Raw genomic sequence first — 12,424 nt, 5'->3', positions numbered from 1 at the left:
GGATGCCGGTCCAGGGCGGCGACACCTACGAGAACGGTTTCGCGGTCAGGGGCGACCTGCGCGGCGTGTACTTCGGTCCGCTCGGCCCTTCACGGTCGGCCGACGGGTTCCGGGTCATGGTCGCGGTCACCATGGTCGCCACCGGTGTCTCGTATCTGCTCGGTTGGATGGTGTACGGCCAGCTGCCGGCCGGCCTGTCCCGCACCCTCCCGGCCGGGCGGCTCGCGACCGTCGAAAACGGTTACGGGGCCAGGGTTCGCGGCGGGCAGGGCGTCACCTACAGCCGGGCGGCGGGGGTGTCTTCGCCGCGGCGCTGCCGCTCGGGCCGCTGCCTGCTCCCCGGGTCGAGCACTACAACGTGGACGCGGGCGGCATCACGTGGCACACGTCGTTCGAGGAGTCGACCGGCGCCGAGCTCGCGGTTACGCTTTCCGGCCCGCCGGTCGGGTTCCGGGCGCCGCTGCGCACCGCCGCGGCCTGGAACACCGGCGTCGCCGGGCCGAGCCTCTCGGCGCAGGAGTTGCCCGAACAGTGGGTGTCGCGCAACGGTGACACGCTCGTCGTCGCGCCCCGGCTGCACGGCGACGGCGCGGGGCACCCCGGCCTGGCCGCCTACCGCTCGGCGCGCACGGCCGTGTACCGCGACGGGGTCCTCATCGGCGAAACCGATGCCGCCGACGGCGTCTTCACCGTGCCGCCTTCGCCGGGCCGGTATCGGCTCGAGATGCGGGCCGAGCCGGTCGCGTTCGGCACGGTGGTCGAGGTGGCGTGGACCTTCCGGTCCGAGCATGTCCCGGGCCCGGACTGGCGGCGGGTGCCGCTGCGGGCCGTGTCGTTCGACCCGGCGCTGCGCGCCGACGGCACGGCACCGGCCGGGCGGGCGTTCCGCGTCCCGTTCCGGATGACGACCCAGGCTGCGAGGGCCGGCCGGCCGGCCGTGGAGGTGTCCTACGACGACGGCCGCGCCTGGTTCCCGGCGGTCGTGACGGACACCCACGTCGCGGTCGCGCACCCGGCGGGCAAGGGCTGGGTGTCACTGCGGGCAACGGCCGCGGATCTCGAGCAGACGGTGCTGCGGGCGTACCCGTTCTGGCCCTGAACTTTGCAACCGGACAACCCCTTGTGCGCAACGGATCTTCACCTCACGCTATGTGCTCATACAAGCACGGAGAGTGTCATCCGTTTGGTCACCCCGCAACGGAGCGGGCTGGGATGGGGGTACGGCGACATGCACACATGGGTGAAGCGGAGCCTGGTCACCGCGGGGATCGCGGGCGGGATGTGGCTGCTCTGGGCTGCTCCGGCGACGGCGTCCGAGATCGACCTGCGGCTCCTCGACGGCGGGTCGGCGCCCGGCGGCAACGTGCTGTCCGTGACCGTCGGTCCCGTCTCGGCCAACGTCGGCGTGGGCGGGGCGCAGGGCACGACCCCGCAGGTCGCGGCTCCGCAGCTCGCGGCGACGGTGAACGTGGGCGGTTCGGCCTCGGCCGGCGGGGCTGGGCCGGCAGTCGGCGCAGTGGTCAGCGTCGGCGGCGCGACCGGCGGCGCGACATCGAATACGGTCGCGGCCGTCGATGTGTCGGTGGTGAACGTCCCGGCGAGTGTCAGCGTGGTGCTCGGCAATCCGGCCGGCGCGGCGGGCTCGGCCGGCGCCACGGGCGCCACGGTGCGCATCGGTGGAACGCAATCGATTACGGCCGACGTTCAGGTCGGGGTGGGCACATCCACCGGCGTCGGCGCCACGGTCACGGTGGGCAGCGCGAGCGGCACCGGCACGGGCGGAACCGGCACGGGCGGAACCAGCACGGGCGGAACCAGCACGGGCGGAACCAGCACGGGCGCCGTGGTCACGGTGGGCAGCGCGACCGGAAGCGGAACCGGCACGGGCGGAACCGGCACGACTGGAACCGGTACAGGCGCCACGGTAACCGTGGGCAGCGCGAGCGGAAACGGCACGGCGAGCGGCACCGGTACACCCGGAAACGGCGGAACGAACGCCACGAATGGCACCGGATCGGCTGCGGGGAGCGCCGGGAACCCTCTCGTCCTCATCAACGGCGGCGGTGGGGTCCCCGTCTTCGCCGTCGCCGATGACCGCGCCGGCGCCGGGGCGCTCGCGGTGACCGGGGCGCCGCTCGCCGCCGTCGCGATGTTCGGGCTGCTACTCGTGGCGCTCGGCGGCGCGCTCGTCCGGCGCCGCCGCCGGCACGGTTGAGCCTGCGGCGTCGCCGTTGCGGGCCTTGACGAGGAACGGCAGGGCGCAGGCGGACACCGCGGAGGAGACGAGGAACGAGGCCGGGTAGCCCCACACGTCGGCGACCCGGCCGAGCGCCGGCTGGGTGACGACGCCGCCGGTCGAGGCCATCAGCGAGTCGAACGACAGGATCGTCGCGCGCTGCTGCGAGGGGATGAGCCCGTTGACGTACGCCTGCCGCAGTGGCATCCCGGCCGACGCCAGCACCGCCCACACCACGATGAGCCCGAGCGCCGCCCAGAACTGCCCGGCCAGGCCGAGCCCGACGAGGGCCAGCACGCCGGCCGTCTCCAGGGCGAGGTATGCGGTGAGCCGGTGCGGGAACAGCCGGCCGATCCGTTCGGCGAGGAGCCCGCCGGCGATCTGCGCCCCGGCGACGGCCGCGGCGGCGAGTCCGGCGATGCCGTAGGCGCGCTCGTCGTGGAACAGGTCGAGCAGGTGCGGCTGCAGCGCGTAGAACACGTACACGCCGACGCCGCCGGTGAACGGTACGGCCAGCATCAGCAGCCGGACCTGGCGGACCCGCCAGCCGTAGCGGACCGAGTCGGCGGCGATGCGGCGCATCCTGGCCACCGGGGGCAGGCTCCGGTCAGGGGTGAACCCGAGGTCCCGCATGAGGAACGCGGCGAGGACGAACATGAGCAGGTACACGCCGGCGCGGGCCAGGAACGGCACGCTCAGGTCGGTCAGTTGGGCCAGGTAGCCGCCGGCGACGGATCCGGTGAGCATCGCGACCCCGCCGACGACCTGCCCGCGGGCGAACACCGCCTCCAGGGGTTCGGTCGAGCCCGTCGCGGCGAGGGCGTCGACGAGCCACGCCTCCACCGCGCCGGAGAAGAACGTGAAGCCCAGGCCCAGCAGCAGCGACACGACCGCCCACGACCAGAACGGGGCGTGCAGGCGCCACAGCCACACGTACAGGCCGGTGGTGCCGGCCAGGGTCACGGTGCCGAGCAGGAACGACACCCGCCGGCCCCACAGGTCCGCGACCACGCCGGTCGGCACCTCGAACAGGACCATGCCGGCGGTGAAGCAGGCGTTCGCGGCGAACGCGGCCAGGTTCGACAGGCCCGCGTCCAGCAGGAAGATCGTGTTGATGCCCCAGATGAGCGACCCGGCGAGGGTGTTGCCGGCGGTGAGCAGGTAATAGGTCCGCCGGACCAGCGATGCCGTCAACACCCTCGCCACTGTGCCACGTGGGTCAGGCCACGTACGCGTCGGCCGCGTCCAGGGCGTCGTCGATCGCGTCGATGCCCTGCAGCAGCTCCTCCTCGGTGACGACCAGCGGCGGCACCACATGCACCCGGTTGAAGTGCGTGAACGGCCACACCCCACGGGCCTTGCAGGCGGCGATGACGTCGGCCATCGGCTTCGCGGCGGCGCCGGAGGCGTTGTAGGGCACCAGCATCTCGCGGGTGTCCCGGTCGCGGACCAGCTCGATCGCCCAGAACAGGCCGAGGCCGCGGACCTCGCCGACCGACGGGTGCCGATCGCGGAGCTTCTCCAGCCGCGGCCCGACGACCCGCTCGCCGAGGTCCCGGACCCGCTCGGGGATCCGCTCGTCGCGCATGACCTCGATGGTGGCGATCGCGGCGGCGCAGGCGAGGGGGTGCCCGGAATACGTGAGACCGCCGGGGAACGGGCGTTCGGCGAACGTCTCGTACACCTTCTCGCCGAGAATGACGCCACCGAGCGGGACGTAGCCGGAGTTGACGCCCTTCGCGAACGTGATCAGGTCCGGCACCACATCCCACCGGTCGACCGCGAACCACTCGCCGCACCGGCCGAACCCGCTCATCACCTCGTCGCAGATGAGCAGCACGCCGTGCTTGTCGCACAGCTCGCGGACCCCGGCGAGGTATCCGGGCGGCGGCACCAGGATCCCGTTGGTGCCGACGACGGTCTCGAGAATGACGGCGGCGATGGTGTGCGGCCCCTCGAACGTGAACACCTCCTCGAGGTGCTGCAACGCCCGCTGGGTCTCCTGCTCGGCGCTGTCGGAGTGGAACGACGAGCGGTAGGGATACGGCCCGAAGAACCGCACGACGCCCGGCATCGCGGGCTCGTTGGCCCAGCGCCGCGGGTCGCCGGTCAGCGTGATGGATCCGGTGGTGGCGCCGTGGTACGAGCGGTACGCCGCGAGCACCTTGTGCCGGCCGGTCGTGAGCCGGGCCATCTTCACCGCGTGCTCGTTTGCCTCGGTGCCGCCGTTGGTGAAGAACACGTGCGACAGGTCGCCGGGTGCCACCTCCGCGATGAGGCGGGCGGCCTCGCTGCGGGTCGGGTTGGCGAAGCTCGGCGCGATCGTGCACAGCGTCGCCGCCTGCTCCTGGATCGCGGCGACGACCTTGGGATGCTGGTGCCCGAGGTTGAGGTTGACCAGTTGCGAGGAGAAGTCGAGGTACCTGGTGCCCTCGGCGTCCCAGAACGTGCTGCCGAGGCCGCCGGTGACGACGACCGGGTCCAGCGCCCGCTGCGCCGACCAGGAGTGGAAGACGTGCGCGCGGTCGTCACGGTAGGCGTCGGCTTCGGGGGTGTGTCCGGTCATGAGCCGACGCTAATGGCACACGTCGGCCCGTACAATATCTTCACTGTTACAGCTTGTTACCGCCCGTATCCTTGAGACCATGCAGATCACCTCGACCGCCGAACTGGAGGACCTGCTCGGGTCGCCGATGCCCCGGGCCGTGAGCAAGGAACGCAGCACCCTCACCCAGACCGACCGGGACTGGCTGGCACTGTCGCCGTTCGTCCTCGTCGCCACGTCCGACGCCGACGGCAACTGCGACGTCTCCCCGAAGGGCGACCCGCCCGGCTTCGTCCACGTCATCGACGACCACACGATCGCTGTCCCCGAGCGCCCCGGCAACCGGCGCGCCGACAGCTTCCACAACGTCCTGTCCAACCCGCACGTCGGCCTGATCTTCCTGATCCCGGGCCGCCGCGAGACGCTGCGCATCAACGGCCGCGTCCGGGTCTTCTCCGACGCTCCCTGGTTCGACGAGATGGTGGTCGAGGGGCATCGGCCGATCCTGGCCCTGGTCGTCGACATCGACACGATCTACTTCCACTGCCAGAAGGCGTTCATGCGCTCGAAGCTCTGGAAGCCGGAGACCTGGACCCCCGAGGCCCTGCCGTCGCACGCCAAGCTCATCAAGAGCGTCCAGGACACCCCGGAATCGGTCGAGGACCTCGAGGCGTACTACGCCGAGGAGCGCTACAGCCGCGGCCTCTACGCCACACCCTGACCGCCGCCCGTGATCACGGAACTTCAGCGGGGCGTTCCGTGATCACGCAGGTCGGCGCCTATTCCGCAGTATGCGGTGATCGATCCGCCGGCATCAGAGACGACCTTGGTTCGACACCTGAAGTTGTGCCAAGTCACCGGCTTTCCGGGCTGCCGGTCGGCCATACCGCTTCCAGGCCGTGGTCGGTGGCGTAGAGCAGGTATGGCCGCAACTCAGGGGCGTGTTCCAGGTCGCGGCGCAGCGCGTACAGATGAGCTGACCTCGCCGCCAGGAACGGTTGGGCGGCGAGCAGGCCCCTGAGATCCCCGAACCGCCAATCCACACCCAGCAGCTTCCTTGCCTGTACCAGCAGCTGAACTCCATCGACCGGAATCCTGCCCACATAGACGTCGGCGGTTGGCGGCAGGTTCGGCTCCGGGTCGACCGGCAGAGCGAAACCGGAACGCAGCCACACCTCGAACACCGGGGCAGCAACATCGAGGTCGACTTCGCCGAGACTGCCCAGGTCGGCCCGAAACACCGGGCCGCCGCCATCGTCGCACCTGAGGAAGAATCCCCGATCGCCTTCTTGGCCGATCATGAGGTAGCCCGTCAGCCACTCGCCGATTTCGTAGGTCGTGTTGCGCTCCGGCAGGGATTCCAGGCAGTACATGACCACTCCACCGGCGACGACGTCGTCGGTGACCGACGCCAACCATCGCTGGTAGGCGGCATCCGTCCGTGAAATGAGCTGCTCGACCATCTCCACCGCGGGCTCCTATTCCTTCCCGCACCCGCATGACAACCACGCGAGCACCGGGGTCAGGTCGTGGCGGCGTGCATGGCCTGGGTGAAGACGGTCTCGGCGTCGGCGTGTTCCTCGCTCTGGCCGCCGTTGCGCAGCTCCACCACCGTGCCGTCGTGCAGGGTGAGCTCCCAGCGGAACCGGAGCTTCGTGGTGCGCACCGCGGTGGCGATCTCCTCGTACGGGATGAACCGGCTGCCCGGGGTCGCGGCCAGCTCCCGCGCGTCGCCCTCGCTGAGCCAGCGGCGCATCCGGTAGCGGGCCATGCCCGTCTTGTACCGCGGCATCCCCGGCATCAAGAGCAGCCCGTGGCTCAGGATGAGCAGGTCGGCGCGCTTGCCGTCGACGATGGCGGTGGTGATGCCGGCGAGGATGGTGGCGTGTTCGGTGCCGACCCGGCGGCGGACATGCTTGGCGGCGGTGACGTCGATGCCCCGGTCCCGCAGGCGCTGCCGGGCCAGCGGCAGCGTGGCCGGGTCGCAGGCCAGGCCGGCGAGGTCGGAGAGGTCCAGCGGGGCGCCGTCGCGGCCGAGCAGCGTCGTCGGGCCGGTCCACGAGTGCTGCCAGCGGGCCACGCCGGAGCGCACGGCGGCGAGGGCGAGCAGGGTGCCGAGGGGGTCCGCGAAGCGTTTGCGGGCCTCGCGGCGGGTCGCGTCGGGCAGGATCAGGGCGGCGAGGTCGTCGATGCGGCCGGCGCCGATCAGGTCGAGGACCGCGCCGACGTCCTCGACGGGCTGGCCGACGGCGCGGGTGAAGACCCGCAGCATGGCGTCGGACTCCTCCTGCAGCTCGGCGCCCGCGGAGGCGGCCAGGAACTCGTCCCATGGCAGCAGCACCGCGCCGTCGAGGCGCAGCGCCGCCGCCTGCAGGGCCCGGCCGGCGGCGCCGAGGTCGGCGATGAGGCCGGCGGCGGGGCTGTTGTCGATGGTGGCGGTCGTCTCCGGGGCGGCCATGATCGCGTCGACCCGGGCGCCCAGCGGCGGGTGCGTGTCCCAGCGGCTCGCCGGGGCTCCGGTGGCGGTCCGGGCGCCGGCACGCAGCGCCGAGATCTCCTCCGCGCGGGCCCGCAGCATCGCCGCGAAGCCGCCGAACAGGTCCTCGGGCACGTAACCGGCCTCCAGGCCGGGCAGGACGAACCGGGTCATGTAGAAGCCGAACGCGGTGTCGAGGACCTCGACCTCCTGCAGCGCGCCCGCCGCGGCGTAGCGGCCCGCGACCCGCACCGACGAGAGGTCGGCCTCCAGCTCCTGGCGGCGGCTGACCGCGTGCTCGACCAGCATGAACAGCCGGGCGTAGCCGCGGAAGACCCACCCGGCGACGTTGGCCTGACCGAGGTGACCGATGGTGCGTTCCAGGGCAAGGCGGCCACGGTACGAGATGCCGGCGAACCTGGTGTGCTTGCCCGAGTAGTGCCCGAGCTCGTGGGCCAGGACGGATCGCAGCTGCGCGACGGTGAACGTCTGCAGCAGCGGCATGCCCACGTACAGCGAGCGCTTGCCGCCGATCAGGCCCATCAGCCGGGTCCGTTCGCTGACGGCGGCGTTGACCTCGGCGACCAGGTGGATCTCGTCGGGGGCGCGGGTGCCGACGGCCTTGGACAGCTCGTAGACCGCCTGCCACAGCAGCGGCGCGTTGTGCAGGGTCAGCGGGATGCCGGGCGGGCCGTCGCGGCCGGCGCGCAGGGCCTTCCACGTGCCGTAGCCGACTGCCCACACGGTGCCGAGGAACACCGCGGCGCCGATCTTCGCGCCGAGGACGCCGGTGGTGACCGATGTCACCCAGGCGGCGAGGGCGATGCCGGCGACGAACTGGACGAAGGCCAGCACATAGAACCCGGCCAGCATGACGATCGACAAGAAGGCGCGCACTGCGACGGCCATCGGTGGTTCCTTCCCCACGCGACGCCCCGCGACATCCGAGACACCCGAGACAGACGCGTCACCCGTAGCACCAGGGCGATAGCGGCCATGGCGAACGGACCCTATAGTTCGGGGCCATTGACCGCAACGGGGGAAGGAACGTTTCGATGTGGCCATTCCGGCGAAGAGCGGCGGATGGGATCGAACGGCTCGAGATCGACCCCGCGCAGGGTGACCCCGAGGCGACCCGGCTGATCGCGGCCGCGAAGCGCGGCGACTGGCAGGCGGCGGCGGAGTTCCTGCGCGACGTCGAGCACCCCGACGACCGGTACTTCTACTGCCGCATCCTCGGCGAGCACGCCGGCGACGGCGTCTGGATCGACGAGTGGATCGCCGCGGAGACCGGCAGGGCCAAGGCGACGGCACTCACCGTCAAGGGGCAGTACGCGATCGACTGGGCGTGGCAGGCCCGCGGCAACGGCCGGGCCAAGACGGTCAGCGAGGAGGCGTTCAAGATCTTCTTCCGGCGGTTGAAGATCGCCGAGGACTGCCTTGACGACGCCACCGACCTCGACGCCGACGACCCGACCCCGTGGGCCGGCCTGGTCACCCTCGGCCGGGCCCGGCAGCTGGGTCTGGACGAGACGCGGCGGCGCTTCGACGAGGCGGTCCGGCGGTACCCCTCGCACCGCGACGCGCACTACCACATGCTGCAGCAGCTGTGCCGCAAGTGGAGCGGCTCGCACGCGCTGATGCACGACTTCGCGGAGTCCTCGGCCGCCGCGGCGCCGCCCGGCTCGCCGCTGGGTGTCCTGGTCGCCGACGCCCACATCGAACACTGGCTGGACCTGCCCGAGGGCGAAGACGGCGAATACATGCAGAGCCCCGAGGTCGGCGAGCGGCTGCGGCTGGCCGCGGACCGCTCGGTGCGGCACCACAGCTACGAACGCCGGCCCGGCTGGACCAGCGGCGACAACGCGTTCGCGATGGCGTTCACGCTCCACGGGGACCGGCCCGCCGCCGCGGAGCGCTTCGACGTCCTCGGCGACCGGGTGACCCGCTGGCCGTGGTCGTACCTCGCGACCCCCGACGTCGCCTTCACCAGGGCCCGCCAGAACGCCCGGAGGTAGGGCTAAGCCCACTGACCCCGACCGAAAAGACCGGAAGAATGGCCGGCATGAGGGTGAAGGCGTTCGTGCGGGCAGGGGCCACCGCCATCGGCCGGGTGGCCCTGCTCGGGCTGCTGTCACCGCCGGTCAAGCTGGCCCTGCTCGTGCTGTCCGTGGTGTCGCTGGCACTCACCGTCGTCGGGCTCGGGCTGGTCCTCGCCCCGCTGGTCGCGATGCTGGTGCGGGCCTACGCCGACCTGCACCGGCGGGTCGCCCGGGACTGGTCCGGGGTCGAGATCCCCCGGCCGTACCGGCCGCGGCCGGCGGGCGCGTTCGTCGGCACCCCGAGCCGGTGGCTGTGGCTGGTCCGCGACCCGGCGACCTGGCGGGACCTGCTGTGGCTGCTCGCCGGCGCGCCCACCGGGCTGCTGCTGGGCATCGTCGGTCCGGTGCTGCTCGCGTACGGCCTGGAGGGGCTGCTCGGCATCGCGATCATCATCGACGCCGCGTCGGGCTGGTACGGCTACGGCGTCACCTGGCCGATCCAGGACGCGCTCGACATCATCAGCGTCCCGCCGCAGGGTGCCCTGGTCACCGCCGGTGCCCTGTACGCCGGGCCGTGGCTGCTGTGGGCCCTGGCCCAGTTCGACCGGTCGCTGCTCGGGCCGACCCGCGGCGCCGCGCTCGCCCAGCGGGTCGACCGGCTCACCGAGACCCGCACCCAGGTCGTCGACGCGCAGGCCGCCGAGCTGCGCCGGATCGAGCGGGACCTGCACGACGGCGCCCAGGCGCGGATCGTCTCGCTCGGCATGAGCCTCGGCATGGCCGAGGATCTCGTCACCCGCGACCCGGCCGCCGCGCAGGCGCTCATCGCCGAGGCCCGGCAGGCCAGTGGCCTCGCCCTGGCCGAGTTGCGGCACCTGGTGCGCGGCATCCACCCGCCGGTCCTGGCCGAACGCGGTCTCGACGGCGGCCTGCGCGCCCTCGCGCTGACCCTGCCGGTGCCGGTGGCCGTGGACGTCGACCTGGACGGCCGCCCCGACGCGCCGGTCGAGTCCGCGGCGTACTTCGCGGTCGCGGAGGCCCTCACCAACGTCGTCAAGCACGCGCACGCGTCGGCGGCCTGGGTATCGTTGACCCACCTCGGGGGCGCGCTCTACATCACCGTCGGCGACGACGGCGCCGGTGGTGCCGTGCTCGACCCGCCGGGCGGTGGCTCCGGGCTGGCCGGTGTCGCCCGCCGGTTGGGGGCGTTCGACGGCAGCCTGCACGTCGACAGCCCGGCCGGCGGTCCCACCGTGCTGACCATGGAGCTGCCGTGCGCGTTGTCATCGCCGAGGACCTCGCCCTCCTCCGCGACGGGCTGATCCGGCTGCTGACCGCCTACGACTTCACGGTCGTCGCGGCCGTCGACACCGGCGACGCGTTACGGGCCGCGCTCCTGGAGCACCGGCCCGACGTGGCGGTCGTCGACGTGCGGCTGCCCCCGACGTTCACCGACGAGGGGCTGCGGGCCGCGATCGCCGCCCGGGCCGAGGCGCCGGGCCTGCCGGTGCTGGTGCTGTCCCAGCACGTCGAGCAGTTGTACGCCCGGGAGCTGCTCTCCGACCGTCGCGGCGGTGTGGGGTACCTGCTGAAGGACCGGGTCGCCACGGTCGGCGAGTTCGTCGACGCGGTCCGCCGGGTCGCGGGCGGCGGCACCGCCATGGATCCGGAGGTGGTCTCGCAGCTCCTCGCCCGCAGCGCGCCGACGGCGGCGCTCACCCCGCGCGAGCGGGAGGTGCTGGGGTTGATGGCGGAGGGCCGGTCCAACGCCGCGATCGCCGGTCAGCTGTTCGTCACCGACAAGGCCGTCGGCAAGCACATCAACAACATCTTCGCCAAGCTGGGCCTGCCCCCGTCCGAGGACGACAACCGCCGCGTCCTCGCCGTCCTCGCCTATCTCAACGCGTAGGCGAGAAGGCGGCCGCCCCCGGGGGAAGGGCGGCCGCCTTCAGCGTGGGGGTTACGCGCCGCCGGCCGTCAGGGTGACGGTCTGCGGGGCGAACGAGGAGCCGTTGACGTCGATGCCGGCAGCCTTCGCCGCGGCGATCGCCTTCTGCATGTAGTCGTTGGTGTACGCCAGGCCCTCGGGCTTCTTCTTCAGGACCGTGTCGCCGACCTGGTTCTTCGTCGTCATCGAGATGTCGACGGTCTGGCTCCAGGCGGCCTCGTCGATCAGACCGATGCCCTGCCCGGCCGGCCAGACCAGCTTGTTGACCTCGTTCATCTGCCACAGCTGGTGGCTCTTGCCGAGCTTGGAGCCCTTCGCCACGACCATGTCGCGGCACTCCTCCGGCTTGTCCCGGCAGTACGCCCAGCCCTTGATGGTCGCGGTGAGGAACTTGACCGTCTGGTCCTGGTACGCCTTGTCGTTGAGCTTCTGGGTGTTGGCCCAGACCGCGTCCTGCAGCATCGAGCTGCCGACGGTCTTCCAGTCGATGATCGAGAAGTCCTCCGGTTTGTACAGCGCGCCGGTGGCCGGGTTGGTGGCCTCCAGCAGCTGCGCGTACTCGTTGTAGGACATGGCCTGCGCGACGTCGATCTCCTTCTTCAGCAGCGCCTGCATGTCGAACTGCTGCTGCACGAGGGTGACGTCCTTGCCCGGGTCGAGCCCGGCCTTGGTCATGCCGGCGAAGAGCTCGAACTCGTTGCCGAAGCCCCAGTTGCCGACCTTCTTGCCCTTGAAGTCCGCCGGGGACTTGATACCGCTGGAGGCGAAGGCGACCTGGTAGGTGCCGGAGCGGGCGAAGATCTGCCCGACGTCGGTGATGCCGGCGCCCTGCTCCCGCGAGGCGAGGGCCTTGGGCACCCAGGCGACGGCGTAGTCGGCCTTGCCCGTGGCGAGGACGGTCTGCGGCACGATGTCCACGCCGCCCTCGATGAGCTGCACGTCGAGGCCCTGCTCCTTGTAGAAGCCCTTGTCGACGGCGGCGATGTAGCCGGCGAACTGGGCCTGGAAGAACCACTGCAGTTGCAGCTTCACGGTGGTGACGCCGCCGGCGCCGGTGGTGGTCGTTGTCGGTGTGTCGGCGGTGCCGCAGCCGGTCAACAGCAGACCGGTGATCGCGGTGCCGACGATGAGGGACCTGGTTCTCATGGGGGTTCCTCCGTCATTGGCGAACGAGCGT

General features: G+C 71.8%; 11 protein-coding genes. 6 read left to right on the top strand and 5 right to left on the bottom strand.

Annotated features, from left to right (window positions below; translation table 11 throughout):
• Positions 1–358: 358 nt before the first annotated feature.
• Both ACFPIJ_RS63615 and ACFPIJ_RS63610 read left to right on the top strand, forming a co-directional pair.
• Positions 359–1,099 carry a hypothetical protein gene (locus tag ACFPIJ_RS63615; protein WP_380129282.1) on the top strand — a complete coding sequence of 247 codons (741 nt, stop codon included), beginning with the start codon at positions 359–361 and terminating at the stop codon, positions 1,097–1,099.
• Positions 1,100–1,240: 141 nt separating this feature from the next.
• Entirely contained in the window at positions 1,241–2,215 is a 975-nt protein-coding gene (locus tag ACFPIJ_RS63610) for an LPXTG cell wall anchor domain-containing protein (RefSeq protein ID WP_380129281.1), read from the top strand.
• Here the strand turns inward: ACFPIJ_RS63610 and ACFPIJ_RS63605 are convergent.
• Together ACFPIJ_RS63605 and ACFPIJ_RS63600 are read right to left on the bottom strand one after the other, a co-directional pair.
• Positions 2,162–3,433, bottom strand: coding sequence for an MFS transporter (locus ACFPIJ_RS63605; protein ID WP_380129280.1), 1,272 nt, complete (start codon positions 3,431–3,433; stop codon positions 2,162–2,164). The two genes, ACFPIJ_RS63610 and ACFPIJ_RS63605, sit on opposite strands and share 54 nt — an antisense overlap.
• A gap of 22 nt (positions 3,434–3,455) precedes the next feature.
• Positions 3,456–4,802 (bottom strand): aspartate aminotransferase family protein, encoded by a 1,347-nt coding sequence (locus tag ACFPIJ_RS63600; RefSeq protein WP_380129279.1) that lies wholly within the window; start codon positions 4,800–4,802, stop codon positions 3,456–3,458.
• 79 nt (positions 4,803–4,881) lie between these two features.
• Between ACFPIJ_RS63600 and ACFPIJ_RS63595 the strand changes: the two genes are divergently transcribed.
• On the top strand, positions 4,882–5,502 hold the full coding sequence (locus tag ACFPIJ_RS63595; RefSeq protein WP_380129278.1) for a pyridoxamine 5'-phosphate oxidase family protein: 621 nt from the start codon (positions 4,882–4,884) through the stop codon (positions 5,500–5,502).
• A gap of 133 nt (positions 5,503–5,635) precedes the next feature.
• Here ACFPIJ_RS63595 and ACFPIJ_RS63590 read toward each other — a convergent pair whose 3' ends face one another.
• Together ACFPIJ_RS63590 and ACFPIJ_RS63585 are read right to left on the bottom strand one after the other, a co-directional pair.
• Positions 5,636–6,250 carry a hypothetical protein gene (locus ACFPIJ_RS63590; RefSeq protein ID WP_380129277.1) on the bottom strand — a complete coding sequence of 205 codons (615 nt, stop codon included), beginning with the start codon at positions 6,248–6,250 and terminating at the stop codon, positions 5,636–5,638.
• Positions 6,251–6,303: 53 nt separating this feature from the next.
• On the bottom strand, positions 6,304–8,166 hold the full coding sequence (locus ACFPIJ_RS63585) for a M48 family metallopeptidase (RefSeq protein ID WP_380129276.1): 1,863 nt from the start codon (positions 8,164–8,166) through the stop codon (positions 6,304–6,306).
• Between the two features lie 146 nt (positions 8,167–8,312).
• On the opposite strand from ACFPIJ_RS63585, the gene ACFPIJ_RS63580 reads away from it, so the two are divergent.
• From ACFPIJ_RS63580 to ACFPIJ_RS63570, 3 genes are read left to right on the top strand one after another with little or no spacing between them, the layout of a single operon-like run.
• A complete protein-coding gene (locus tag ACFPIJ_RS63580; protein WP_380129275.1) occupies positions 8,313–9,275 on the top strand; it encodes a hypothetical protein in 963 nt (320 codons plus the stop codon).
• A gap of 47 nt (positions 9,276–9,322) precedes the next feature.
• On the top strand, positions 9,323–10,621 hold the full coding sequence (locus ACFPIJ_RS63575) for a sensor histidine kinase (protein WP_380129274.1): 1,299 nt from the start codon (positions 9,323–9,325) through the stop codon (positions 10,619–10,621).
• A complete protein-coding gene (locus ACFPIJ_RS63570) occupies positions 10,573–11,208 on the top strand; it encodes a LuxR C-terminal-related transcriptional regulator (RefSeq protein ID WP_203852766.1) in 636 nt (211 codons plus the stop codon). The genes ACFPIJ_RS63575 and ACFPIJ_RS63570 overlap by 49 nt, the downstream gene beginning before the upstream one ends.
• Before the next feature lie 51 nt (positions 11,209–11,259).
• On the opposite strand, the gene ACFPIJ_RS63565 is transcribed toward ACFPIJ_RS63570, so the two are convergent.
• On the bottom strand, positions 11,260–12,393 hold the full coding sequence (locus ACFPIJ_RS63565; protein ID WP_380129273.1) for an ABC transporter substrate-binding protein: 1,134 nt from the start codon (positions 12,391–12,393) through the stop codon (positions 11,260–11,262).
• Positions 12,394–12,424: the final 31 nt, after the last annotated feature.

It is taken from the genome of Dactylosporangium cerinum (assembly GCF_042653625.1).
Classification (GTDB): domain Bacteria; phylum Actinomycetota; class Actinomycetes; order Mycobacteriales; family Micromonosporaceae; genus Dactylosporangium; species Dactylosporangium cerinum.
The sequence above is the reverse complement of the archived record's forward strand: the minus strand, read 5'-3'. Positions and strand labels throughout refer to the sequence as shown.

Bases quoted from the DNA above. Each gene is read 5' to 3' on its own strand.
- ACFPIJ_RS63585 (WP_380129276.1), bottom strand. From the start codon at position 8,166: ATGGCCGTCGCAGTGCGCGCCTTCTTGTCGATCGTCATGCTGGCCGGG.
- ACFPIJ_RS63580 (WP_380129275.1), top strand. From the start codon at position 8,313: ATGTGGCCATTCCGGCGAAGAGCGGCGGATGGGATCGAACGGCTCGAG.
- ACFPIJ_RS63565 (WP_380129273.1), bottom strand. From the start codon at position 12,393: ATGAGAACCAGGTCCCTCATCGTCGGCACCGCGATCACCGGTCTGCTG.
- ACFPIJ_RS63600 (WP_380129279.1), bottom strand. From the start codon at position 4,802: ATGACCGGACACACCCCCGAAGCCGACGCCTACCGTGACGACCGCGCG.
- ACFPIJ_RS63595 (WP_380129278.1), top strand. From the start codon at position 4,882: ATGCAGATCACCTCGACCGCCGAACTGGAGGACCTGCTCGGGTCGCCG.
- ACFPIJ_RS63575 (WP_380129274.1), top strand. From the start codon at position 9,323: ATGAGGGTGAAGGCGTTCGTGCGGGCAGGGGCCACCGCCATCGGCCGG.